This is a genomic window from Flavobacterium degerlachei, from assembly GCF_900106645.1.
Lineage (GTDB): Bacteria > Bacteroidota > Bacteroidia > Flavobacteriales > Flavobacteriaceae > Flavobacterium > Flavobacterium degerlachei.
This window is the reverse complement of the sequence record NZ_FNMV01000003.1, coordinates 1-25798: the sequence shown is the minus strand read 5'-3', so window position 1 is coordinate 25798 and position 25798 is coordinate 1. Positions and strand designations below refer to the sequence as shown.

Genomic DNA, 25798 nt, shown 5'->3' with positions numbered 1-25798 from the left:
AAGAATTGTTAATTGGACATCATTTTCTTAGTCTGCAGCAAGTCATTTATTGCTGAACGAAGAAAATTAGGAATTAAAGTTTCGTTAGTTCGGTATATTTTGTCGTCATCAAGTAGGTCCTCAAGCATATTGCGAAACTTTCTTTTTCCCTTCATGTCCCTGATTTTTTCTTTGACCTCTTTATTTCTCAAATGCGAAATAAAACTTATAGGATCAGCCTCAGGGTGAAACTGGGTTCCTACGAAATAATCAGTAAAACGTACCGCCATGATAGCGCGTTCGTATTGTACATGGTCTCTAATTTTTTCTAAAGAAATTATTTTGGCACCTTTCTTTTTAAAAACGCTCAATTTAGGCTGAACCACCTGATAATCTCTAGAATCTATCGCATAAAATGGATCATCTAATCCTGCAAAAAGAGGATCTGTAATTCCTTCTTTCGTTTTATGCATTGTCATAACACCAAAAGAGGTATCATTTCTTTTAGTGATTTCAGCAAGACCAAAGTGTTTACAAGCCATTTGAAAAGAGTGACAAATGAATAAAACATGCTTTTTTACCGGATTTTCAATATTCCATTTGGTCAACGCATCAATAAATTCGTAATATTTTATATCCCAATCACCATCACCAATTAGTGGATTTCCGGGACCTCCTGTAGATATATAGATGTCAAATTTGTCAATTTCAGGCAACTCACACTTCCCTCTGACATCAAATATTTTGAAGTTTACAAAAGGATTAAACCTGTTAACGATGTCAATAATACAGCGCATTCCTTGATTAGGCACACCGTCGTACATGTCTAAAATAGCGATTGTTAGGGTCTTGTTATTCATGGGTAATCTTTAATAAATGTGGATTGCAAATATAATCTAATTATATCATAACCCTTTGGTAAATTCATCAGTTATGAAATCTACGACCTTTGTCAGATCATTTGTTTCTTTAAAAACTGCTAGCTGTTTGGCTGCTCCAGTACCGTTTTTTAAGATTTGGTGCACATAATTAATATGCTCACGACTTCCCAATTCATCGACCACATCATCTACAAAATCTAATAACTCTAATATCAGCATTCTTGTTTCTACTTCTTTTTGTAGTCCAAAATCAATCATATGCCCTTCGATTCCATAACGGGCAGCGCGAAATTTATTTTCTTTTATAAGAGCTAATCGATAGATATTGAAGCTCATATTATTTAAATTCAACTTATATAATTTAGCTACAACTGCTTGTATAACAGACACAATACACATGGTTTCCTCAACTGTTAGACTCATGTCGCAAATACGAAATTCAATGGTATCGTAAAAGGGGTGCAAACGTAAATCCCACCATATTTTCTTAGGATTGTCGATGCAATTAGTTTTGACTAGGGTTTCCAGGAAATTATCGTAGGAAGCAACTGAATCAAAATATTCTGGCAGTCCAGTTCTTGGGAATTTATCAAAAACCTTTGTTCTAAACGATTTGTAACCTGTTTGTCTTCCTTCCCAAAAAGGAGAGTTGGTCGATAGTGCAAAAATATGCGGTAAAAAATAGCAGGCTTGATTCATCAATTGCAGACCGATTTCACGATTTTCAATTCCCACATGGCAATGCATCCCAAAAATCAAATTGGACCGTGCGGCATCCTGTAATTCATTTACGATATTGTGGTAACGAGGGTCATCAGTAATTGGTTGGTCTTGCCATTTGGAAAATGGATGTGTTCCCGCTCCACCTACGATCAAATTTTGCTTATCAGCAAGTTCGACAATTTTGGTTCTTAAAAACTTAATTTCCTTTTCGGCTTCATCTACATTTTTACAAATGTTTGTTCCTACTTCAACCACAGATTGATGCATTTCTGCTTTTACCTGTTCATTCAATATTATTTTTGCTCCGTCAACAATTTTAGATAAATGGGAGCGAAGGTCTCTTGTTTCAGGGTCTATAATCTGGTATTCTTCTTCAACACCAAGTGTGAAAGTAGGTAATTTTTTCATTTTAATTTTTTTAGGAGCTCTTTCCCGCTTTTCGTTTCAATTCCCGATCAAGAAAAATTAGATTTAACAATCTATTTTTCTAAAAATCGGGAGATTTCCTCTGCAATCGGGGCTAAGGTCACTCATTCCTCTAAATTATTTTATTTGCCCGCTACTGCATCTTTCATAAAAGTTCCCCAAGTCAAATTCATTTTACCTGGCTTATGCTTTTTTGCTGCAGCGATAGCCATTTTAGCGGATTCTTCGACTACCCATTCAAAATTATCAGCACCTACAGATGTCAACTCTGCATCTGGAGCTGGATTTCCAAAATCAATAGCATACGGAATTCCATCACGAACAGCAAATTCTACGGTATTAAAATCATAACCTAAACCTTCGCAAAGTTTCAAGGTATAATCTTTTACAGTTGCTAATAGTTTCTTATCAGTAGGAGGTCCGTCTAATACATAGCGCAAATGCGGTTGATTTCTTGGCTCGTACTGCATAATTCGAACCGCTTTACGGCCTAAGCAGTATACTCTGAAATACTCCGTAAAAACGATCTCTTCTTGAAGCATCATCACAAGTTGTCCTGTTTCTTGATGCTTCTCCCAGAATTCCTCTTTATTTTCAAGACGGTACACGTTTTTCCATCCACCACCAGCATAAGGCTTCATGTAAGCAGGAAATTTTATGTAATCAAATATCCCTTCCCAATCCATAGGAAATTTGAGGTTTCTAAATGATTTTTCTGATGTATCTGTAGGATGTTGTGCAGAAGGCAGCAAAACAGTGTTAGGCAATGGTACGCCTAAAGTATCAGCGAGTGCATTATTGAAAAATTTATCGTCAGCACTCCACCAAAATGGATTATTTATTACGTTAGTTCCAGTTAAAGCAGCATTTTTAAGGTATGCACGATAAAAGGGAACATCTTGTGAAATACGGTCAATAATTACAGCATACTCACCATCTTTATTTTGAACCACTTTGTCAATTGAAACCGCTTCGGCGATAATTCCTTTCGTGTTTTTTGAATTTACACGATCTATAAATGCTTGTGGGAAGGTATCTTCCATTCCAAATAAAATTCCAATTTTTTTCATCCCTAAATTTTTATCTTAATATATACTTTTGATTATTTCTTGATGTTAGCACCTGCACTAAAAAAACTTGACTCTTGATAGGTAATGCGGAAACATTTCTTTCCAAACGGGCCAATCGTGCTTTTTGTCTTGGCGTATATCTAACCAGTTGTGAATGTTTCTTTCGTTTAACACTTTACTCAGCTTTAGGTTGTAATCAAGACAAACATCCCAATTAGAAGTTCCTAAAACAATATCCATTTTCCATAATTCAGAATCATCTAGTCCGTATAAATAATCCTCTGGACTATTGTAATATACATCGTCATTATGAAAACCATCCATAAAACTTTTTATGCTGAATGCGCCACTCATAGAGAACATATGACTTACATATCCGGGATGTCGAAAAGCGAAATTAGCGGCATGGTATCCACCAAAACTAGCACCCGCTACCACAACTTTTCCTGCAGGGGTGTTATTTTTTACTTTTTCCACAATTTCATGGCAAATCATCCTGTCATACCTCACATGATTTTCGATGCGATGGATCGGATAAATGTTTTTATTGTAGAAACTATCTTTATCAATACTGTCTGGACAATAGATTTGTATTAATCCTTGTTCGATGTACCATTTAGCTGATTCTATCAAACCCATATCCTTATTTTCATGGAAACTTCCCATCGAAGTAGGAAACAAAATCACTGGGTATCCAGAATGTCCAAAAACTAACATTTCGATCTCTCTATTTAGGTTAGGAGAATACCATTTGAAATACTCTTCTTTCATAACATATTTTTAACAATTATAATAAAAAATATTGAATAAACACAATAAAATAGCGGGTATATTCCATTTTTAAATTCTAAAAACAAAAGAATTATGAAATAGTTAGTAAACTCCGTTTTTATTGGGAAAAGACTATTCACTGCTGCTAGTTTCAAACAATTGTATCTGACTTCGCAATCTTTCGATTAACATGGTCATCATTCTTTTGTTTAGACTCGAAGAATTTTTGATATATATTGAATATTCTTCAATAGTAAATAATCCAATTACCATCCCTTTTAAAGCATTACGATATTTAATATCTTTTTGAATTGAATTCTCAATTGCAGCTAATTTTTTTTCTATTGACTGAGAATAAAAGTCGCTTTTATATTTAGTAATATAATTCTTGAAAGAGGCGATGAACAAGTCATTTTGAAGTTTGAGGATAGGACGAAGTACTTCATTTTGGAAGGTTTCGTCAGAAGAAGATTGAGAACTGATAGAACCTATAGTTTCCCCACGTAATTCCTTTAAAAATATATCTCTTTGGCTCATTTTTTTCTTTAAAATTAAAAAAAAATCAAGTGAGAAGTGTTATTTTCGCATTAATAAATTAAAAACTATGAGATTTCACACTAGAAAGTGGGTTAAACCCGAAGACCTAAACCCAAACGGAACATTATTTGGAGGCCAATTGTTAGCTTGGATAGATGAGGAATTAGCTTTATATAGTATTATCCAGTTAGAAAACTCAAGAGTAGTTACCAAACATATGTCTGAAATTAATTTTACAAGTTCAGCAAAACAGGGAGACATCATCGAAATTGGTATTGCTGTCGCTAAGTTTGGAAAAACATCTTTGACACTTAAATGTGAGGTTCGAAATATGATGACCCGAGAAACAATCATTACTATAGATAGTACTACCATGGTTAACCTAGGAGCTGACGGAAAACCAAAACCACATGGAAAAACACAGATTGAATTCGTTAAAGACCGAATTAATTAGAAAATTCCTCTAATATGTGGATTGCTTTATTGATGTCATTGTGGTCAACAAAAATATGATCATGATAAAATGCCGCAATCACATTACAGCTAATGCCATTTTTGGCAAGTGCATTAGAAAAAGCTGCTGTCAGTCCAACTGCTTGTAAAGACGAGTGGACGGTCAAAGTGATCCAACCAGAAATGAAAGAATAGTCTAATTTTAAACTATCGGCTAATTCCTTTTTGATGACAATAGTGATTCCTTCTTTTTCTCTGAAAACTAAAATCACTTCCTCAAGATTAATATCTTTTAGATTAGGAATAACACAAAAAACATATTCCCCAATATTATGTTGGGGTTTCATGGTTTTGAGTAATATTTCCAAATTTTCTTCTGCTGCCATGTTTTTATAATAATTTTCGACTTATTTATTTTTTTATTCTCTCGTCCGTTTCTAAAATGGCGTATTCATAATTATCCGACCATCCTGATTTTAAAGGAAGCGTTTGCCTTGCATGGCCTTCTCGTGTCATGCCTACTTTTTCAAGCACTTTAATAGATCCTATGTTTTCTATCGCGCAGCCTGCTACAATACGGTGTAGTTTTAAGTTGTAAAAACCAAAATCTAAAACTAAATTTAAGGCTTCGGTTGCATATCCATTTCCCCAATAATCTACATTCAGCTTGTAATAAACCTCTGCGTTATTGTACTTTTTAGAACCTAATTTGAAACCAAGCAAACCTATAAATGTTCCTGTATTTAATTCTTCAACAGCAAAAGTATAGTTTACAATCTCCTGCTGTTGATTTGCTGTAATTTGTGGATTAATGATTTTTTTCGTAGCCTTAATATCATCTGGAATTCCCAGCGTGTTGTATCTATCGGTTTCCGTTAGGGAATGTAAGGCATGGATTGCATTCAAATCCGAAGATTCAATTCATCTCAGTTTTAATCTTTCGCTAAACAACTCTATCGTCTTCATGCTAATACAATTTTTTATTTTAGATATTCTTTTTCTGATGGCAATTCAAATACTTCTAGATCAAAGTATTTTACCGATGCAAAAATATGGTCAAAAACATCTGACATCACGTACTCATAATTTTCCCATCTTTTATCACTAGAAAAAGCATAAATTTCTATAGGAACACCATGTGATGTAGACTGTAATTGACGGCACATCATTATCATTTCCTGATTCAATGCCGGATGGTTTCGCAAATATTGTGTGATGTACTTTCTAAACAAACCTAGATTAGTAAGGTTTCTACCATTGATAGCAAGTGACTTATTAACAGAATTGTTTATGTTGAATGTATCAATATCTTTTTTTTGGGTATCGAGATAATCACTAATAAGCGTTATGTTTTTTAATTCTGACAGCTCTGTTTCTTCAAGAAAACGAATACTGCTTGTTTTAATAAGGATATGTCTTTTAATTCTTCGCCCATCTGAATTAAGCATTCCTCTCCAGTTTTGGAAAGAGTCAGAACTCAAACTATAGGTTGGAATAGTGGTAGTCGTATTGTCAAAATTCCGAACCTTAACGGTGGTTAAATTGATTTCAATTACGTCTCCGTCGGCACCAAATTTATCCATTGTTACCCAATCTCCAATTCGGATCATATCATTTACCGAAACCTGTACACTTGCCACAAAACCAAGAATAATGTCCCTGAAAATTAATATTATTAAAGCAGAAACGGCTCCGAAAGTAGTTAATATTTCCGTATGGTTGATGTCAAAAAGTCGGGAGATAATAACAGTGATACCTACCATCCAAAGCACAATCATGATAACCTGAATGAAACTATCAATAGGTTTGTCGCTGTATCGAGCCTTCAGTTTTAAATAATCTCTTAATGCATTAAATATGGTTCTGATGATCCATAAAACCAAGACAACAATGTATATACTGACCAGTTTACCAAAAACACCTTCCCAGTATTCATATTTGGCCAGAATTATAGGAACTGATTTATAGATAAATAATAGCGGAATAAGATGGGCAATGTATTTAGCAGTCTTATTGGTCACTAATAAATCATCAAATTTTGTTTTGGTTTTTTGGGCTATAAAAACCATAACCGTTACCAAAATAAGACGAAACACCACATATATTAAGTAAGCCAATACGCACAGTATGGCTATATTGAAAATCAAACTAATATAAGACGCAAAGCTATAACTCATTCCCCATTTTCTAAAAATGGGGTAGAAGAAGCCAAAAGTCTTTTCGATGAACTTATACATTTTTTAGGTATTTCTTCTCAACGTAAAAAGCGCCAAAAGGAATTAGGGAAGCGAGTAGGATTATACCCAAAGTTTTAAAAGACCAATTTTGTGATTTTTTTACAAGAATTGCCAATAAAACATAGGCGATAAATAAGACTCCGTGACTCATCCCGATTGGGTAAAGCAAAGTATGGTACAGTTCGAAATTTGATGGCTTGATAAAAAGCATATTTGAAAATAATACCAAATAGGATATTCCCTCTAGGACTGCTGTAACCTTAAAAATCTTGAGCATTTAATTTTTTTTAAGTAATAATTTACAAAATTAACTATTCTGATTGAAGTATTCAATCCCAAAGTAATTTACTTTTGTAAATCTGAAACAGTTAACATGAGCAAACGTGATTTAAAAAAATACCTGAACGAACTTAATAAAGAACAACTCGAGGAGCAAATCATCGAACTGTACGAAAAGTTCAGTGCTGTCAAGGTCTATTACAATTTTGTATTCAACCCTAAGGAAGATACTCTTTTGCAGGAATGCAAAATTAAAATCTCCAATGAATATTTTCCCATAAAAACTACTGGAAGAGGGAAGAAACCAAAAATGCGACGTTCCGTTGCTCAAAAGTATATCAAGCATTTTATTGTTTTAGGCGTAGATCCATTTGTTATCGCTGATGTTATGCTTTATAACATTGAAATTGCACAAACCTTCTCCTCAGGGCATCCCATAAAACAAGAGTTATTTTATAAAAGTATGTTCAATTCCTTCGAGCAAGCTGTGGCTTTTATGATTGCAAATGGCATTTTAAATGAGTTTAAAACAAGAATTATTGGCATTCATAAAGAGACAATTTCCCAGAAATGGAAAAACGAACCCCAATTTGATGCAGTAATTGAGCGATTTGAGTATTAATAGGTCGCGTAATCCAAATTATTTAAATCAGGTCCTATATTTTCAATTAAATATAACAGAATTACTGTTTTTTAGGTGTATTTTTGCAAAAACCCAACAAAAACAATGTTTGAAAATACTATAGAAATAGAAAAAGAAGACAGAAAGGAACTTTATGCGTACCAACAAGGGGATATTGACTCCATTTTTGAGCGTATAGATAATGCACCGAAGCAACATCATTTGTTATATCAACTACCTACGGGTGGAGGAAAAACAGTTGTATTCTCTGAAATTGTTCGTCGTTATTTGACAAAGCACGAAAAAAAAGTTGTTGTTTTAACACATCGAATTGAGCTGTGTAAACAAACCTCAAAAATGTTAAAAGGTTTTGGAGTTAAAAACAAAATTATTAATAGTAAAGTAAAAGAACTTCCAGATCAAAATGAGTATTCTTGTTTTGTTGCCATGGTAGAAACTTTGAAAAACCGTATTAATGACGAGAAACTACATCTTGATAATGTAGGTTTGGTGATTATTGATGAAGCCCACTACAATTCATTTAGAAAATTATTGAGTTCATTCACAAATGCATTTATTTTAGGAGTTACAGCAACTCCTTTGAGTTCGAATATTAAGTTACCTATGCACGAAAGCTACGATGAATTAATTGTTGGTGATACCATCAATTCATTGATCGAAAACGGCTTTTTAGCTAAAGCAATTACGTATAGTTATGACGTAGGTTTAACTTCGTTAAAAGTCGGTATTAATGGTGATTACACCGTTAAATCATCGGATGATTTGTATACCAATATGGCCATGCAGGAGAAATTACTACATGCCTATACCGAGAAATCATTGGGTAAAAAGACCTTGATTTTCAATAATGGAATTAACACATCTTTGTATGTTTATGAAACATTTAGAGAAGCAGGTTACCCAATTCGTCATCTTGATAATACCAGCAGCACTGAGGAGCGTAAAGATATCTTGCAATGGTTTAAGAAAACACCTGATGCGATTTTGACATCAGTTGGTATCTTAACAACTGGTTTTGATGAACCTACTGTTGACACCATAATTCTTAACAGAGCAACAAAATCATTGACTTTATATTACCAGATGATTGGTCGTGGTTCAAGAAAACTGCCTAATAAAGATATGTTTACCGTTATTGATTTAGGGAACAATGCAGCTCGTTTCGGACTGTGGAGTGAACCTGTAAACTGGCAACATATTTTTAAATCACCTGAGTTCTATTTAGAAAATTTACGTGATGATACGGAGATAGAATTGTATTTTAAATATACAATGTCACCAGAATTGAGAGCCAAATTCAGTAAAACAGAAGAAGTTTCTTTTGATGTTGATGAAGAGCATAAACTGATTATTGCTCAAAACTTACGTTCAAAAGTAGTTTTGGAAAAATCATTGGAGCAGCATGCTGCCATGTGTGTAGACAATACAGAAACGTTGCAAGAAGCAAAATCACTGTCAAAAGAATTAGACGAAGATATCGAGTGCCGTATAAAACGCTATTCTAAATGTCTAAGTCAATGTAGTAAAAACTACCGCGAATGGCTTGTTGATGATTACAAATTAAAAATGACCTTATTAATTGGGAAAAAGTATCGTGAGAAAATCATGAACGAACCTGATGAAGAATAAGATATAAAATAAGGAGCTAATCCCGCTGTACACTTTATCTGTTGTGGTGAACCCCACCACAACAGGATATCGTTACCATCGGGGCTAAAAAGCAGATTACAAAACAACTATTTTTTATAAAATAACAAATCCAAAAAAATGCCAAAACAATTCTCTGATTTAGGAATTTCAGCACCAATATTAAAAGCGATTACCGAATTGAAAATTGTTGTGCCAACAGAAATTCAACAAAAGACAATTCCGTTACTTTTAGCAAACGCTACTGATTTAGTAGGTCTTGCAAAAACAGGTACTGGAAAAACAGCTGCTTTTGGATTGCCCCTTTTACAATTAATAGATACACAAATAGCTACTGTACAAGCTGTAATTCTGGTTCCAACACGGGAACTAGGACATCAGATTTTCAGAAACCTTGAGGATTTTGCAAAACACCTTCCTGAAGTTTCTATAGCGGCAACCTGCGGTGGAATCCCAATCAAACCACAAATGGAACGCTTGGCTTCGCCAACACATATCGTTGTGGCTACACCTGGACGTTTGATAGATTTAATCCAACGCAAAGCAATAAACTTAAAAGAAACTAAATTTTTAGTTCTTGATGAAGCCGATGAAATGGTAAGCATCCTGAAAGAAAGTTTAGACGAAATTGTAGCTGAATTACCTAAGGAACACAGAACATTTTTGTTCTCGGCAACCATGCCAGGAACAATCAAACAATTAGTTCAGAATTACCTAAATAAAAATGTGGTACAAGTTAGTGCTAGCATGGAAACGATAGGAAATCAAGGAATTGATCATGAATATATTGTGGTTGACCCTATTGAGAAACTAGATATTTTAATGCATTTCCTGAATTCTAAGGAAGGCGAACGCGGAATCATCTTTTGTAAAACAAAAGCAGCCGTGAATAAACTGGCTAAAAACTTAGCTATCAATCGTTTTTCATCTGGAGCATTACATGGTAGTTTGTCACAAGGAATTAGAGACCGTATCATGGAGCAATTTCGTGAAGGACACATCAATATATTAGTTGCTACTGATTTAGCAGCTAGAGGAATTGACGTAAAGGAAATATCCTATGTGGTTAATTATCATTTACCTGACGTTTATGAAGCTTACGTACACCGTAGCGGAAGAACTGCCAGAGCAGGAGCAAAGGGACTTTCATTGACTGTATTGCAGCCCGAAGAAGTTGCAGAAATTGCTGATTTCGAAAAAGAACTTGGAATCAAATTCTCAGAGTTTAAAAAACCAAGTGCTTTAAGTATCGAAGAAAACAATACCCTTTTATGGGCAAAACAAATATTTAAAACCAAGCCCAACCATGAAGTGGACGCGGAATTAAAAACAAAAATAAAAACTGTTTTTCATCATTTAACGAAAGACGAATTAATAGAAAAACTCTTGGCGAATTATTTGTTGCAAAACAAAAACGAACCAGCGGAAAAACCGGTTAAGAGACAAAAAATGAAATAGAACTTTTTCTATTTTATAAATGAAAAACCATTGCAATGCTTGATAAAGCGATGCAATGGTTTTTTTTTGCCTTCTATTAATTTTAAAAAAAATAACTCTAGATGAAGGAGCTGAAATACATTTAATAGTTAAAAAATATTCTAAATAAAAAAGCTTGCTAAAGCTATACTAACGCAATTATAATAACGCGGCCCTGCTCTCCAAAGCAGGCTGAGCAAAAGCTCTGTCTACTATTTGGGTTAGGATCTTAGTTTCCGGACACAAACTCAACAGATTTTGGAACGGGCTGAAAATTCATTCCATATTCTTTATTGAATGAAAACTAAAAATAATTTTAGTTAACTGAGCTATAAATCTCTTTAAAGAGCAATAACTTGATTTATACTTCGTTATTTACTCTAACAATAACTAGTTTTTCACTTAGTTATACATCCAAAGCGTTTTACCTCATGAAAAAAATGACAATTGCAATAATTGCAACCATTGCCCTATTATTTATTACATCAAACATTTTTAGTCAAACCACAAATAAACCTATTGATTCGGGTTCTTTAAAAGATCAGTTTGATAACCTTATTAATACATCAAATGATTTTAAAGGTTATAAAGTGATTAAAGCAACATCGTTACTTAAATTACAATCAAATGTTCTTGATTCTCTTTCAGTTTCAAAAGAAAAGATTTTAGTCAACGCCGGTTTTAGGAATTCCCAAAAACAACTTATTGACAGTTTAAAAAGCAAATCTACTGCCTCAAAAGAGGTTGTTTCCAACTTAAGATCTGAAAAAGAAAGTATTTCACTTTTTGGCATTCAATTGGAAAAAACGTTTTTTAAAACATTGTTTTTCCTTATTGTACTTGGATTAATCGCTACACTAGTATTTTTCATCTTCCAATTTAAAAAAAGCAATGCCATAACAATTGAAAGTAAGCTTGCATTAAAAGAATCCGAAAAGGAATTTGAAATCTATAAAGAAAAAGCATTGGAGCGTGAGCAGAAAGCTATGCGCAGGCTACAAGATGAATTGAATAAAAAGAAAAAGGAATTCTCTGCGACTTAAGCTCGTACATAAAAGAGGACGGACTGAGAACCTTAGCTTTACATCAAACACTTATAGAGAATTTAGAAAAGGGCTGTCTAAAATGTATCGACAGCCCTTTTTTAATGCTGCCATTCTGTACTATTCTGGCATCCTGAAAATTTAGTGTTACAAACCGAATGCGTTTGAAAAAAATAAGTAAGCAACTTTAAAGCAATCACATCATAGTTTTTTACTATTTGGAAATTTTATACAAGTCATAAATATCGTATATTTATGACTTGTATTTTTTTTAATAAATAAGGAAACTAATATATGGAAATTGTAATAATAGGAGGAGGATTTGCAGGACTAAATTTGGCCAAAGAACTACTCGATCAAAAAGGAATTAATGTAACGCTTGTTGATAAAAACAATTATAATTTCTTTCCGCCACTTATATATCAGGTAGCTACGGCATTCCTCGAGCCGTCAAGTATCAGCTATCCCTTCCGGAAATTTTTTGCAGGTAAAAAGAACCTTCAATTTCGCCTTGGAGATTTGCAAAAGGTCATTCCTGAAGAAAATAAAATCATTTTACATAACGGAGAATTACATTACGACCAATTGGTTTTTGCTACTGGAGCTGAAACCAGTTATTTTGGAATGGAAAACGTGAAGAAAAACGCCATTCCTATGAAAACACTCAATGATGCTATTGAGATGCGAAATACGGTACTAAAAAATCTAGAAAAAGCGGCGATTTGCAAAGACATGCGAAAACGTAGGAAGCTATTGACTATTGTTGTGGCCGGTGGTGGACCAACAGGCGTTGAAGTTTCTGGTATGTTTGCCGAAATGAGAAAAAACATCATTAGCAAAGAATATCCAGAATTGGCCACATCAGCAAGTAATATCTATTTGATTGATGGTGGAGATGCATTGCTGGCCCCTATGAGTAAAGCTTCACAAGAAGATACGTATAAGGCCTTGACAGAGTTGGGTGTTGTCATAAAATTAAATACTCGAGTTGTTGATTATAAAGATGACACCGTATTTTTCTCCAACGGAAAAACATTGGAAACTAAAAACCTTATTTGGGCTGCCGGAGTTTCGGCAAAAACATTTGAAGGAATTCCAGCAGAAAGTTATGGTCGCGGAAAACGAATGTCTACAGATGCCTACAACAAGTTAAGTGGTTCCCAAAACATATATGCAATTGGTGATACTTGTATCCAACTTACCGATGAGAATTTTCCGCAAGGACATCCTCAAGTGGCACAAGTAGCTATTCAACAAGGATTGAATTTGGCAGCCAACTTTAAACTTATGAATAAAAATAAACCATTAGTGCCATTTAAATACAATGACAAGGGCTCGATGGCAATTATTGGAAAGAACAAGGCTGTAGTTGATTTACCAAGTCCAAAATGGCACTTTAAAGGCTTCATTGCCTGGTTGATTTGGCTTTTTGTTCACCTAATTTCCTTGATAACCTATCGCAATAGAATCGCTACATTTATTAATTGGACAATTGCTTATTTTTCGAAAGACCAATCTTTACGAATGATCATTAGACCAAATAAAAAATAAAGTGAAAGCTAGATAAAAAAAGCCTCAAGTCCTGTAGTAAGGTTCTTGAGGCTTTTTTTTAATGCTTAATTTTAATGGTTCGTTTCCCAATAAATAAAACAATTAATGCGGTTACAGTTGAAATAGTCATAATCACAACCATAGGAACCATAGAATCTTTTACGAAAATACCAACGGCAAACGAGGCAAAAGCACCTAAACCTAATTGAATTGCACCCATTAAAGCAGAGGCACTTCCAGCATTTCTTGTAAAAGGAGCAAGTGTAAGTCCAGCTGTATTAGGATTAGATATACCCAAACAAGCCAAGAATAAAAACAACATTCCAATTGTTTCATACATTCCCAAAAGACCATATATAGAACTGATTAAAAAAGTAATTGCAACTACGGTTTGTGTTACTAAAGCACCAAAAATCATTTTCTCGCTTGAAAACCATTTTAGTAATACAGAGTTTAGCTGACTTGCTAAGATAAAACTGAGTGACATAAATGCAAAAATCCAACCGTATGTTTTGGCATCAACCTTAAAAATGTCCATAAATAAAATAGGAGAAGCTGCTACATAAGTAAACAATCCTGAAAAGGCAATCGAACCAGTAAAAGCATACGTATAAAATTGTGGCTCTTTTAAAACAGTGGCAAAATTAAGCAGAATCGGTTTGGGTTTTAATGAAATAGAAGTGTCTGGAGTATAGCTATTAGGTAATCCAAATTGTGCTGCTAATAAAATTACAATTCCAATACACATCAAAATAAAGAAAACCATATGCCATCCGTAAGCATCTGTAACGTATCCACCTACAGTAGGAGCTAACATTGGTGATATTCCTACCACTAACATCAATAAGGAAAATACTTTTGGAATATCGCGTACGGGAAATAAATCACGAACCATAGAAACCGAAGCCACTGTAGCAGCGCAACTTCCTATCGCCTGAATAAAGCGTAAACCAATGAAAGTATCGATGTCTTTCACAAAAACGCAACCCAAAGAAGCAGCAATATAAACCAGCAAACCAATAAATAATGGTTTTTTCCTTCCAAAACGATCTAATAATGGACCATACAGTAATTGCCCCGCTGAAATTCCGATGAAATAACTAGACAAAGTCATGGCAACATTAGCAACAGTAGTATTCAGGTCTTTTGCAATTCCAGCAAAACCAGGTAAATACATATCTATTGAAAAAGGACCAAGCGCCGTCAGAGAACCTAAAATCAGAATTAATTTAAAATATGTGGCTTTTGTCATTAGTGTCGAAGGAATTTTTAATTTTTTTGCAAATGTAAAAATTTAGAATAGGAATCGGAAGTCAGGGAACTAAAGATTATATAAAATCATTTTGTAGTTTCGGATTTATGTTAATGCTATGCTTTCTAAAATTGAAAGAACATTTATATGCACTACATTTGGAGACTTTAAGATTATAAAAATGCCAATAGAAAACATTCCCCAAATTTACACAGACAACAGTAATTTACCTCTTGACTTATTTGTCTATGATTTTAAAATGACAAATGATGTTGTAAAAACGAAGGTGAATTTAAGCATGAATATGTTCAGCTTTTTGCAAGTGGGTAAAAAGCAAGTCCATTTTGCCGATACTTCTATTGCCGTAAACAAAGAACAATCACTACTGATCAAAAAAGGAAACAGTCTTTGGACAGAACTCTTAGATATTGAAAACGTTTATTACTGTAAACTCTTATTTTTTTCTGAAAATAAACTACAGGAATTTTTAAACAAACATTCTAAGCCCACCACATATAACAAAGATGAAATACCCTATTTTGTTATTGAAAATGACGCTTATATTTCGAACTATTTAAACTCTTTATCGGCCATTAGTTCGATCTCAACGCCTTTTACTGAAAATTTTCTATCGGTAAAGTTTGAAGAAATAATGCTTTATCTTTTTAATAAATATGGTGAGCGGTTTGAATTGTATTTGCATTCACTGATTTCAAAAGAAGTTTCCCCATTCAAAAAGGTTTTAGAAAGTAATATTCATTCGAATCTAAAATTAGAAGAAATTGCTTTTTTATGCAATATGAGTATGTCTACTTTTAAACGTAACTTCATAAGCGAATACAATACTAGTCCTGGAAAATGGTTGCAAGACAAACGCTTACAAAAAGCCAAAGAAACCTTGGAAGAAGGAAAATTAAAACCTTCGGATATTTATTTAGATTTTGGATATAACAACCTTTCCAACTTTAGTACAGCCTTCAAAAACAAATTTGGCAAGAGCCCAAAGGAGATTTAGTAGTTATGCTATTCGTCCGTATAACACTGATATATTAATAATTATCTCCTTTTATTTCGATTACAAATAAAATTGACCTTTTTTCATAAGTTTCTGAACTCTTTCCGTAAGCCCATTTCTTTCCTCTTAAATTACCTTTGTCGAGTAGTTTGTTGCGCTTTTATAGCGGTCAAATTGCAATTGTTTAATTTAAATATATAGATATGGCTAATGTTATAAAACCAGTTTTTAAAGAAAGATATGGTAATTTTATTGGAGGAAAATTTGTTGAACCTATTAAAGGTCAATATTTTGACAATCCATCCCCAGTTGACGGGAAAATCTTCACTCAAGCAGCAAGATCAACTCAGGAAGATGTAGACGCAGCTTTAGATGCAGCACACGGAGCTTTTCCAACTTGGAGTAAAACTTCTGCTACAGAAAGAAGTAATATGTTGTTGAAAATTGCTCAGGTAATGGAAGACAATTTAGAATACTTAGCAACTTTAGAAACGATTGACAATGGTAAACCAATCCGTGAATCTCGTGCCGCTGATATTCCTTATTGCGTAGATCACTTTCGATATTTTGCAGGTGTAATTCGTGCTGATGAAGGAAGTATTTCAGAACATGATAAAAACACCGTAAGTATTGTACTTCACGAACCATTAGGAGTTGTAGGTGAAATCATTCCTTGGAATTTCCCAATGTTGATGCTAGCGTGGAAAATTGCTCCAGCTTTAGCAGCAGGAAATACAGTGGTGGTAAAACCAGCTGAACAAACACCAACAAGTGTTATGTGTCTAATGGAACTGATAGGTGATATTTTACCTGCAGGTGTCTTAAATATTATTACAGGATTTGGTAACGAAGCAGGTGCAGCATTAGCGACTTCTGAGCGTATTGCAAAACTTTCATTTACAGGTTCTACTGAAACTGGACGTAAAGTATACCATAATGCAGCTGAAAACATTATTCCAGTAACTATGGAATTAGGTGGAAAATCACCAAACGTTTTCTTCCCATCAGTAGCTGATCATGATGATGCCTTCTTTAGTAAAGCAATTGAAGGAGCACTTATGTTTGCCTTGAATCAAGGTGAAATTTGTACTACTCCGTCTCGTATCTTAGTACATGAAAGCATTGCCGATAAGTTCATCGAAAGAATGTTAGAAAGAATCAAGAAAATCAAGGTAGGAAATCCATTGGATCCTGAAACGATGATTGGTTCTCAAGTTTCTAAAGGCCAAATGGATAAGATCTTAGGGTATATCAACATTGGTAAAGAAGAAGGAGCAGAAGTACTATCAGGGGGTGAAGCAGGAAATCATGTAGGTGAAACTGCAGACGGATACTACATCCAACCAACTATCTTGAAAGGAAACAACAAAATGCGTGTTTTCCAAGAAGAAATCTTCGGACCAGTTGTGGCTTTGACTACTTTTAGCTCTACTGAAGAAGCGATTGAAATTGCAAATGACACCATTTATGGTTTAGGTGCAGGAGTTTGGAGTAGAGATGCCCACGAATTATTCCAAGTACCAAAAGCAATTCAAGCTGGTAGAGTTTGGGTAAACCAATACAATACTTATCCTGCACACGCACCGTTTGGTGGAGTTAAAAAATCAGGATTTGGTCGTGAAAACCATAAATTAGCCTTAGACCATTACCGTCAGGTTAAAAACATGTTGGTATCTTACGATAAAGAACCAGTTGGTTTCTTTTAATCAACGTTAGAATATAACTTGTAGATATAAACCTCGGACTTGTCCGGGGTTTATTTTTTTACGACATTAAATTTTCTTGTCCCAGATCAAGGCTGTGGAATTTAACCATTGGTACCTTTGTGTGTCTGATAATTTCAGTTAATAAATCAAATAAAAAATAGCAATTATATGTCAAACATAATAAAACCAAGAATACTTATTACGGGCGCAACCGGCCAGGTTGGCGGGAAAACGATCGATTTTCTATTATCAGATACATCCATAGAAATTGTGGCTGCTGTTCGAACTGCTGAGAAAGCGGTTCCATTTACAGAGAAAGGAATAAAAATGGTCATTCTCGATTTTGATGATGAAAGCACGCATATTCCCGCTTTCAAAAACATCGATCGCATTTTTATGGTGACCGCCTACACCGTAGACATGCTGCGCCAAAGCAAAGCACTACTAGACAATGCTAAAAAAGCCGGGGTAAAGCATATAGTACATCTTGGTGCTTGTGGTCCAGACGATACGACTATTGGCCATTGGGCTTGGCATCAGTTTGTAGAACGTTACATTGAGTGGTGTGGTTTTTCGTATACGCATTTACGTCCCCAGGATTTCATGCAAAACCTATTGGGCTATGGTGGTAAAAAAGCAATTGAGAATGGTATTCTGCACCATTATGTTTCTGACGCAAGAATGAGTTGGGTAGATGTGGATAATGTGGCCGAGGTGGCTGCAGTCACACTAGTCCATCCAGAGCTGCATGCCGGTAAGACATATAGACTTGGCTATGACGGCAAGAATTTTAATGAAATAGCCGCACTAATGACTTCAATTGTTGGCAAACCTTTTCGCTATGAGCCGCTTTCGCCTGATGTATTTCTTCAGTCAATGATTGATGCAGGAGCAGAGATGGCGTACATGGGCTGCGTGTACGACCACTGGAAGCGCTATGCCGCAGGAACTATTCCTGGAGCTGATGACACATTCGATAATTTTCAGAAAATTACAGGCAAACAGCCTACGAAATGGGCCGATTTTATCGAGAAACACAAAGCGCAATTGGACTATTAAAGTCCTAAAACGGAATTGAACACTATAAACACAAATCTAACAGCTTGGGTTTTATTGCCTGTATATAACAAAAAATAAAACCCAGCTCTTGGTTTGTCATAAAATACTTTAAGTTCACTATCTAGAACTAATTCTACGAAAGAAACACATTGGAGTTATACCTACTTTTCACCTGAATAAGCGGCTGAAATGTTGCTGGTATATTCAACCCATTTCTAAATATTTATCAAATAATTCTCTTTGTATGCCTTTTGATAAATATCCTTACTGAACATAAAGAGGTGAGATGGCTTTTTTGAAATCCCCACTTGTTTCTCATCTAACTTAACGATGAATTTCTTTGTTATCAGTTTTCGTCTAAAATTACGATTGTCAATCTCAGTTCCTAGTATTGCTTCATAGGTATCTTGCAATTCCTTGATTGTAAATTTATCAGGAAGCAATTCAAAAATAATAGGTTTATACATTGATTTCTCCTTCAAATCAGCATAGGCTTCATTGATTATGGCTTTATGGTCAAACCCAAGTGCAGGCAATTTATCTACAGGAAACCATTGTGCTTTGTGTTCCGTATTTCGCAAATTAACTTCATGCGTCTGCAATAGAAAGTAATAGGCGATAGTAATCGTCCGTTGGTTGAAGTTTTGATTTTTTGCCCAAATGATATCTCTATCATTCATTAAACGGTTTGGATCCCCAAAAACTTTAAACTGCTTCTTATAAAGATTGTCAAGACCAGTTAACTCCTTCAATACTCTTGACGCTGTTTCATCTAATGTTTCGCCCTCATAGGTATGATATCCAGTTAAAACATAATCATTAACAAGTGGCTCGTTACCTTCATCCGCTTTTAAAAAACGTTCAATTAATAATACGTTTAAGGATTTAGTTTCGAAGTCAAAACCAAAAATGACACAGTCAACAGAAATATTGGGGATTATTTGAGGTTGCATAAACAAGAATATAAAAAGGTTGCACGTTTTTCTGATAAGTTTGAATACTTCGAAAGGCAAATCTAATGATTTAATTATGAATATAGGAGATAACATATTATAGTAAAATATTCATTAAACGTCAAATGAACAATTGTTTGTACATTTGATTTATTTTAAACATAAAATGTGATATTACGATGTAAGTTCCTTGTATTTTGTATAATATCAAAAAATAAATTACTTTTTTTAGTATATATTATAATTAAAATATACATTTGGAAAATAATAGTCAATATGACGCTTATTAATAAGTGAAATACTATTACGATTAAGTAAAATCAAAATAGATAAAACCAGCTTACATCTATAATCTTAACTAAACCAAAAAAAGTAACAAAACGGAAAGCCATGAAAAAACCAATTACACTTCTTTTATTATTCTCCACTATGTTTTCCTACACACAGGTAGTTATCACTAATTCTAATTTTTCTATGGGAACTACAGGTAGGATTGGAGTGGGGCTTTCGCCAAATGGAGAAGGGAACCAGTGGAGACCATTAAACCTTTCTGGACAAGGGTCTTTGGGTGGTAGAATGGAACAAACAGATTATATCGATATATTACCCGCTTTTCACTTTTCGCCAAAAATTCTAGATAAAGACAGTACTAATATAACGTTCCAAATGCGTTTAGGAATGTATTCAAACAATGGGCAGTTTATAGGGAATGCAAGTTCACGTACTGATAATGGACTAACTTTTATCCTTCCTGAAGCTTATGTTGAAGCTACAAATATCATGGGAAGTAAATGGTCTGCTTGGGCTGGTTCTCGGTTCCGTCGCTATGACGATATACACATTAGTGATTACTTTTATTTTGATGATCATTCCTCTCAAGGATTTGGTGTAAGCCATAAAAATACAGAACTGACGATGTTAATGCCAGCATCTTCAAATACAGGTTCTATTTTTCCGTATAATTATGAAGTAAGTGTTGCAGGAGCTACAAACTCAGCTATTCGTCAAAGAATGGTTTGGATTGGAGAACACAGTTTCAAGCTAAAAAATAACAACACAATTAAACTTCTTGGAGAGTTTCACCATGTATCTGCAAGTTCAGATGAAGCAAGTATTAAATACGCTGCTGACAATGGATGGGTGGCTGGAATCAAATACAACAGTCCGTTTAAAACGGCTATGCCAGGATCATTTAATCAAATTTCGGCTCGTTATGGTTCTGGAATTGCTAATGGTGGAGATAACGGTAATACTTTTACGTGGGCTACATATGGAGCTCCAGATGATCAAGGAAAATACAATAGCGCATACTCCTTTACAATGGTAGAGCACTTTTTATTAAATGTTTCTAAAAAATTTAGTATCAACGGTTATGGGGTATTTACTAGAAGTAAAGGTGGATCTAGCAGCACTAATAAAGACACTTACTTTAACGGAACAGAATTGTTCAATCAAAAAACCGACTTAGTACTAGGGATGCGTAATTTTTACTACGTGACTGATTGGTTTCACATTCTTCAAGAACTGCATTATGCTGTTAGAAAAGATGGTGATAATCCGGAAGCAAAAATGTGGAAATTCTCATTGGCACCTACAATCGTTCCTTTAGGAAAACGGGACCCTTGGAGTCGTCCACACATTCGCTTAGTTTATACCGTTGCCAGATATAATGATTTTGCAAGAGATAATAATTACTCGTCTTTCTTACAGACAAACCAGAAACAATGGGGTTCTTATATAGGAGTAAAAACAGAATGGTGGTTGTTCTAATCAATCAGTAAACAATAATTTAAAAACATAATAATATGCCAATTTTTGGAACTAGTATTTTATCATTCATTCCAGCATGGACTCTCGAAGGTCGAAGTTTTGCTATCAAAAAAACAGCAGAATATGGTTTTGATATGCTCGAAATCAGCTTGCCTGCTTCATTGGATTTTGACGCCAAGGAAACTAAAAAGCAACTGGATCAATACGGAATTCAAGGGCGTTTGTCTTTAAACTTACCTACAAACTGTCATATTCCTTTATATCCTGAAAATGCAATAGCACTTATCAGTAAAGCAATAGATAAGGTAGGGGAGATGAACGGTGATTTTTTGGGTGGTGTTTTGCATTCTGCTATTGGCACGTTTACAGGAAAACCATGTACTGCTGACGAAAGAGTAATTGTCCGTCAAGTATTTACGGAGTTATCGGCTTACGCCAAAAAACAAAATATAACGCTGGGAATTGAGCCAATTAATAGATACGAAAGTTATGTTTTTACAGCGGCACAGGAAGTATTGCAAATGATTGAAGAGATCAATACCCAAAATATCGGTTTGCACCTAGATACTTTTCACATGAATATAGAAGAAAGAAATTTCTATGATCCTATTATTGCTGCGGGAGACAGGCTGAAACACGTTCACATCACTGAAAGTGACCGCGGAATGACTGGAGAAGGAAATGTGCATTGGGATGATTTTTTCAAGGCTTTGGCCAAAATTAATTACCAAGGTCCTTTAGTTCTCGAGAATTTTTCTTCAGAAATCACAGCTTTGGTTGGTCCTACCTCTTTATGGAGGCCTTCAAAATACAATTCTGAGGAACTCGCAAAAGGCAGCTTGCTCTTTATGAAAGAGATGGTAGCTAAATGGTATAATAACTAACAACTGATTTAATAAATAAATAAAAATAAGATGGAAAAAATGCTAAAAGGAGTATGTTACGGTGAGATTCTTTTCGATGTTTTTCTTGAACACAAAAAAATTGGGGGAGCCCCATTAAATGTAGCTTCAAGATTAAACTCACTGGGTGGAGAAATTTCGATGATTAGCGCTGTTGGTAATGATGCTAACGGAGAGAAATTAGTAGATTATTTGAATACCGTAGGCATAAATACTAAAACGGTTCAAGTAAAAGAAAATTACGGAACAGGTGTTGTAAAAGTAATTCTTAACGAAAAAGGAAATGCCTCTTATGACATCAGCTACCCTGCCGCCTGGGATAAGATCGAAGCTTCTCCTTTGAGTACACAAGTGGTTCAAGATGCTGATTTTTTTGTTTACGGGAGTTTGTCTTCTAGAGATTCAGTATCAAACAAAACTTTAAAAGGATTGTTGAAAGATTCAAAGTACAGCATTTTTGACGTCAATTTAAGAGTTCCTTATTATACAAAAGCGAACGTTTTAGAACTGATGTATGAAGCTGATTTCATAAAATTCAATGATGATGAATTGAATGAAATTTGTGAGGATCTAAAATCAGATAGAAAATCATTAGAGCAAAACATCTTGTTTATTGCTGAGAAAACCAATACTAAAACAATCTGTGTTACTTTAGGATGTCACGGTGCTGTATTATATTGCAATAATAAATTTTATCACAACTGTGGATTCAAGGTTGATGTGGTAGATACTGTAGGTTCAGGAGATTCTTTTTTAGCCTCTTTAATCATTAAGTTATTGAGTGGTGAAGATCCACAATATGCAATTAATTTTGCTAGTGCCATAGGTGCAATTGTTGCTCAAAATGAAGGTGCTAATCCTGTAATTACAGCAGCCGAAATCGATTCTTTTTTAATTGGGCTTGAGCCAAAGACACAAAAAATACTGAACTAAAATATTTTTTTAAACAAACCAAAAAACTATAAACCCAATGAGCACAACAACCCGTATTCCTATTGTAAAAAAGGATCTATTATTTCCTTTTATCATTATTACCTCACTATTTGCCTTATGGGGAATCGCTAATGACTTGACCAATCCTATGGTTTCGGCATTCAAAAAAGTAATGCCTGAATTGTCAAATGTTCAAGCATCGTTAGTACAGTTTGCCTTTTATTTTGGGTATTTCTTTATGGCTTTGCCAGCAGCTTTATTTATTAGAAAATACAGCTATAAATCAGGAATTATCTTGGGATTGCTTTTATATGCAACGGGAGCTTTCTTATTTTACCCTGCGGCTGAATACGAGCAGTTTAATTACTTTCTAGTTTCCTTGTGGATTCTCACCTGTGGATTGGCATTTTTAGAAACCATTTCAAATCCGCTGATATTGTCATTAGGAGATCCAGAAACGGCGACCCAAAGATTAAATTTGGCGCAAGCCTTCAACCCAATTGGTTCAATCACAGGGATGATTATGGCGCAAACATTTGTGATGAGTGCTTTGAGATCTGATGATTTTACAACTACGGCATACAACGCTTTATCTGCTGCAGAAGTGGCCTCAATAAGGGAAAATGACTTGAGTATCATCAGTATTCCTTACATTGGTTTAGGAGTTTTGGTATTGTTTATCATGGTAGTAATCCTTTTTACAAAAATGCCTAAAACAGCCGAATCTGATAAGATGTCAATATCTGAATCGTTCAAAAAACTGTTTTCAAACAAAAATTATAAAAATGGAGTTATCGCACAAACTTTTTATGTTGGAGCTCAAATCATGTGTTGGACATACATCTTTCAATACGTTGATTATATCAATGAGAGCTTAGGTTTAGACTTAACGGCTACTTATTACAATGTAGGAGCAATGATTTCATTTTTAGTAAGCAGATGGATTGGAACCGCATTGATGTTAAAAATTAATCCATCTAAGCTATTGATGCTTTTTGGAATTGGTGGTGTGATTTGTTGCGCTGGAGCAATCCTATTACCAGGAATCCCGGGACTATTATCGCTAGTGGCGATCTCTATATTCATGTCAATTATGTTCCCTACTATTTACGGAATTGCATTAAAAGACATGGGTGACGAGGCTAAAATTGGGTCCGCAGGATTGGTAATGGCTATTGTTGGTGGAGCATTAATGCCAGTTCTGCAAGGATCCATATTAGATATGGGTGGTTCAGGTTTTTCAGACATCAAACTTTTCGGATACATTCCAGAGGTGAATTTCTCTTTCATTCTGCCTCTAATTTGTTTGGCTGTTGTAGCTCTATACGGGTATAGCACTTATAAAATGTCAAAAATCGTAGTATAATTCACTAGAATAGGACAACTAAATATATAACCGAAACAGGCATTAAGTCTGTTTCGGTTTTTTTGTTTTATAAATTTTCAGTAGCTAACTCCCGTTATCCGTTGCACCCTTTCTGTCTTCAAACTCTTTTTCTAGGTGGTGGCAGGCGCTTCTTTTAGTCGCACTGCCACAACCAGAAAAAAGTGGTTTTCAGCCTGTAAAGGGGTTTCACTACTACCGGGGCTAAAAAACATACGCTAAAAAACCTCCGTTTACGGTTTGCCGTAAAGTACCTGGAGGAAAAGCAGTTATATTTGAAAAAAAAATAATTTATCAGATTTTTCGGTAAATTTATATATATTTAATTAATTAAAAAAAGCGAAACAAAACTTCGCATATACATACAAAAAAGGGTATATTGGCGAAGCTTTGTTTCGCCAATATACAAGTTGGCGGTAATTGTAAAAAACTGCCACTAAAAAAACATAAATTGACATAAAACATGAATACAGATTTTTTCATAAAACAGCTTGACGAAATATTAAATGACTTTAACAAAATCAAGTCAAAGAATGTTAACCAGATTGCTCTGATATAATCTAAAAAACTAATAAAAAAACAACAATGAAAAAACTATCTAATACTGTAAAAATAACGGCATTAATTTCTATCTGTTTATGGATAATTGGGAGTATTATCCTATTCGATGAGAAAAACGGAAAAACTATTATTTTGCTTACTGCTGTGGTTATAATAGCTGGATTGTTTTCTCAAATAAGTAAAGAAAGAAAGCTGAATTCCGAAGGTTGAGATTAATTTAGTATGACCGCTCGGCTATGGAATCCATTGTACACAACGATATTGGGTTGTGAATCCTGAAAAGGCATAAAAAGGCATAAGAATCTAAAAGGGTACGTCGGTGTTTGCTAGCTTGTAGACATAAGCAGTGATTTTCTTGCATAAAAAAACCTGACAGCAAAGCTGTCAGGTTTTTTTACGTAAGTAGTGTCCCGTCCTGAAATAGCGATACACAAAAAGTATCCTAATGGAACAACATGAAGAAACACGCTATGTTAAGCGAACTCAAAAAGATTACTCAATGTCTTTTAAATTACAAATTGTTCAAGAAATTGAACGAGGAGAACTT

Annotated in this window: 25 protein-coding genes; 14 read left to right on the top strand and 11 right to left on the bottom strand. The window is 34.5% G+C overall.

Going from position 1 to position 25798, the window contains the following annotated elements; all coding sequences use genetic code 11:
• Positions 1-8 precede the first annotated feature (8 nt).
• The 5 genes from BLV91_RS03825 to BLV91_RS03805 all read right to left on the bottom strand — a co-directional run bounded on the left by BLV91_RS03825 (position 9) and on the right by BLV91_RS03805 (position 4387).
• Positions 9-839: a type 1 glutamine amidotransferase gene (locus BLV91_RS03825; RefSeq protein WP_091429859.1), complete on the bottom strand. Its 831-nt coding sequence runs from the start codon at positions 837-839 to the stop codon at positions 9-11.
• A 45-nt stretch (positions 840-884) separates the two neighbouring features.
• Entirely contained in the window at positions 885-1991 is a 1107-nt protein-coding gene (locus tag BLV91_RS03820) for a carboxylate-amine ligase (RefSeq protein ID WP_091429857.1), read from the bottom strand.
• Between the two features lie 140 nt (positions 1992-2131).
• Complete coding sequence (locus BLV91_RS03815; RefSeq protein ID WP_091429855.1) at positions 2132-3079, bottom strand: ATP-grasp domain-containing protein; 948 nt, start codon at positions 3077-3079, stop codon at positions 2132-2134.
• A 57-nt stretch (positions 3080-3136) separates the two neighbouring features.
• Positions 3137-3850 carry an esterase family protein gene (locus tag BLV91_RS03810; protein ID WP_091429850.1) on the bottom strand — a complete coding sequence of 238 codons (714 nt, stop codon included), beginning with the start codon at positions 3848-3850 and terminating at the stop codon, positions 3137-3139.
• Positions 3851-3982: 132 nt separating this feature from the next.
• Positions 3983-4387, bottom strand: coding sequence for a glyoxalase (locus BLV91_RS03805; protein ID WP_091429847.1), 405 nt, complete (start codon positions 4385-4387; stop codon positions 3983-3985).
• Between the two features lie 67 nt (positions 4388-4454).
• Here BLV91_RS03805 and BLV91_RS03800 point away from each other — a divergent pair, with 67 nt between their 5' ends.
• On the top strand, positions 4455-4841 hold the full coding sequence (locus tag BLV91_RS03800; RefSeq protein ID WP_091429844.1) for an acyl-CoA thioesterase: 387 nt from the start codon (positions 4455-4457) through the stop codon (positions 4839-4841).
• Here the strand turns inward: BLV91_RS03800 and BLV91_RS03795 are convergent.
• The 4 genes from BLV91_RS03795 to BLV91_RS03780 form a co-directional block, all read right to left on the bottom strand.
• Complete coding sequence (locus BLV91_RS03795; protein ID WP_091429841.1) at positions 4834-5226, bottom strand: ACT domain-containing protein; 393 nt, start codon at positions 5224-5226, stop codon at positions 4834-4836. The genes BLV91_RS03800 and BLV91_RS03795 overlap by 8 nt on opposite strands.
• 25 nt (positions 5227-5251) lie before the next feature.
• Positions 5252-5746 carry a GNAT family N-acetyltransferase gene (locus BLV91_RS03790; protein WP_317039680.1) on the bottom strand — a complete coding sequence of 165 codons (495 nt, stop codon included), beginning with the start codon at positions 5744-5746 and terminating at the stop codon, positions 5252-5254.
• 74 nt (positions 5747-5820) lie between these two features.
• Entirely contained in the window at positions 5821-7077 is a 1257-nt protein-coding gene (locus tag BLV91_RS03785; protein WP_091429838.1) for a mechanosensitive ion channel family protein, read from the bottom strand.
• Positions 7070-7354, bottom strand: coding sequence for a DUF3817 domain-containing protein (locus tag BLV91_RS03780; RefSeq protein WP_091429836.1), 285 nt, complete (start codon positions 7352-7354; stop codon positions 7070-7072). The genes BLV91_RS03785 and BLV91_RS03780 overlap by 8 nt, the downstream gene beginning before the upstream one ends.
• Positions 7355-7450: 96 nt before the next feature.
• Between BLV91_RS03780 and BLV91_RS03775 the strand changes: the two genes are divergently transcribed.
• The 5 genes from BLV91_RS03775 to BLV91_RS03755 all read left to right on the top strand — a co-directional run bounded on the left by BLV91_RS03775 (position 7451) and on the right by BLV91_RS03755 (position 13716).
• A complete protein-coding gene (locus tag BLV91_RS03775) occupies positions 7451-7978 on the top strand; it encodes a DUF6155 family protein (RefSeq protein WP_091429834.1) in 528 nt (175 codons plus the stop codon).
• A gap of 105 nt (positions 7979-8083) precedes the next feature.
• Positions 8084-9628 carry a DEAD/DEAH box helicase gene (locus BLV91_RS03770; RefSeq protein ID WP_091429832.1) on the top strand — a complete coding sequence of 515 codons (1545 nt, stop codon included), beginning with the start codon at positions 8084-8086 and terminating at the stop codon, positions 9626-9628.
• Between the two features lie 138 nt (positions 9629-9766).
• On the top strand, positions 9767-11104 hold the full coding sequence (locus BLV91_RS03765) for a DEAD/DEAH box helicase (RefSeq protein ID WP_091429830.1): 1338 nt from the start codon (positions 9767-9769) through the stop codon (positions 11102-11104).
• Between the two features lie 449 nt (positions 11105-11553).
• Complete coding sequence (locus BLV91_RS03760; RefSeq protein WP_091429826.1) at positions 11554-12165, top strand: hypothetical protein; 612 nt, start codon at positions 11554-11556, stop codon at positions 12163-12165.
• A gap of 294 nt (positions 12166-12459) precedes the next feature.
• Positions 12460-13716 (top strand): NAD(P)/FAD-dependent oxidoreductase, encoded by a 1257-nt coding sequence (locus tag BLV91_RS03755; protein WP_091429824.1) that lies wholly within the window; start codon positions 12460-12462, stop codon positions 13714-13716.
• Positions 13717-13774: 58 nt separating this feature from the next.
• On the opposite strand, the gene BLV91_RS03750 is transcribed toward BLV91_RS03755, so the two are convergent.
• Positions 13775-14968, bottom strand: a complete 1194-nt coding sequence (locus BLV91_RS03750) for a multidrug effflux MFS transporter (protein ID WP_091429821.1) — start codon at positions 14966-14968, stop codon at positions 13775-13777.
• Positions 14969-15149: 181 nt separating this feature from the next.
• On the opposite strand from BLV91_RS03750, the gene BLV91_RS03745 reads away from it, so the two are divergent.
• The 3 genes from BLV91_RS03745 to BLV91_RS03735 all read left to right on the top strand — a co-directional run bounded on the left by BLV91_RS03745 (position 15150) and on the right by BLV91_RS03735 (position 18748).
• Positions 15150-15983, top strand: coding sequence for a helix-turn-helix domain-containing protein (locus BLV91_RS03745; RefSeq protein ID WP_091430290.1), 834 nt, complete (start codon positions 15150-15152; stop codon positions 15981-15983).
• A 203-nt stretch (positions 15984-16186) separates the two neighbouring features.
• Positions 16187-17689 carry an aldehyde dehydrogenase family protein gene (locus BLV91_RS03740; protein ID WP_091429817.1) on the top strand — a complete coding sequence of 501 codons (1503 nt, stop codon included), beginning with the start codon at positions 16187-16189 and terminating at the stop codon, positions 17687-17689.
• A 168-nt stretch (positions 17690-17857) separates the two neighbouring features.
• Positions 17858-18748, top strand: a complete 891-nt coding sequence (locus BLV91_RS03735) for an SDR family oxidoreductase (protein ID WP_091429813.1) — start codon at positions 17858-17860, stop codon at positions 18746-18748.
• Positions 18749-18963: 215 nt separating this feature from the next.
• Here BLV91_RS03735 and BLV91_RS03730 read toward each other — a convergent pair whose 3' ends face one another.
• Complete coding sequence (locus BLV91_RS03730; protein WP_091430288.1) at positions 18964-19701, bottom strand: NUDIX hydrolase; 738 nt, start codon at positions 19699-19701, stop codon at positions 18964-18966.
• A 390-nt stretch (positions 19702-20091) separates the two neighbouring features.
• On the opposite strand from BLV91_RS03730, the gene BLV91_RS03725 reads away from it, so the two are divergent.
• The 5 genes from BLV91_RS03725 (at position 20092) to BLV91_RS03705 (ending at position 25461) form a co-directional block, all read left to right on the top strand.
• Positions 20092-21471, top strand: a complete 1380-nt coding sequence (locus BLV91_RS03725) for a carbohydrate porin (protein WP_091429810.1) — start codon at positions 20092-20094, stop codon at positions 21469-21471.
• Between the two features lie 35 nt (positions 21472-21506).
• The gene (locus BLV91_RS03720) at positions 21507-22355 is read left to right on the top strand and encodes a sugar phosphate isomerase/epimerase family protein (RefSeq protein WP_091429808.1); all 849 of its coding nucleotides are present in this window, start codon (positions 21507-21509) and stop codon (positions 22353-22355) included.
• 30 nt (positions 22356-22385) lie between these two features.
• Positions 22386-23306, top strand: a complete 921-nt coding sequence (locus BLV91_RS03715; protein ID WP_091429807.1) for a carbohydrate kinase family protein — start codon at positions 22386-22388, stop codon at positions 23304-23306.
• Between the two features lie 37 nt (positions 23307-23343).
• Positions 23344-24672: an L-fucose:H+ symporter permease gene (fucP, locus tag BLV91_RS03710; protein WP_091429806.1), complete on the top strand. Its 1329-nt coding sequence runs from the start codon at positions 23344-23346 to the stop codon at positions 24670-24672.
• A 603-nt stretch (positions 24673-25275) separates the two neighbouring features.
• A complete protein-coding gene (locus tag BLV91_RS03705) occupies positions 25276-25461 on the top strand; it encodes a hypothetical protein (RefSeq protein WP_091429804.1) in 186 nt (61 codons plus the stop codon).
• The last annotated feature ends 337 nt before the right edge of the window (positions 25462-25798 follow it).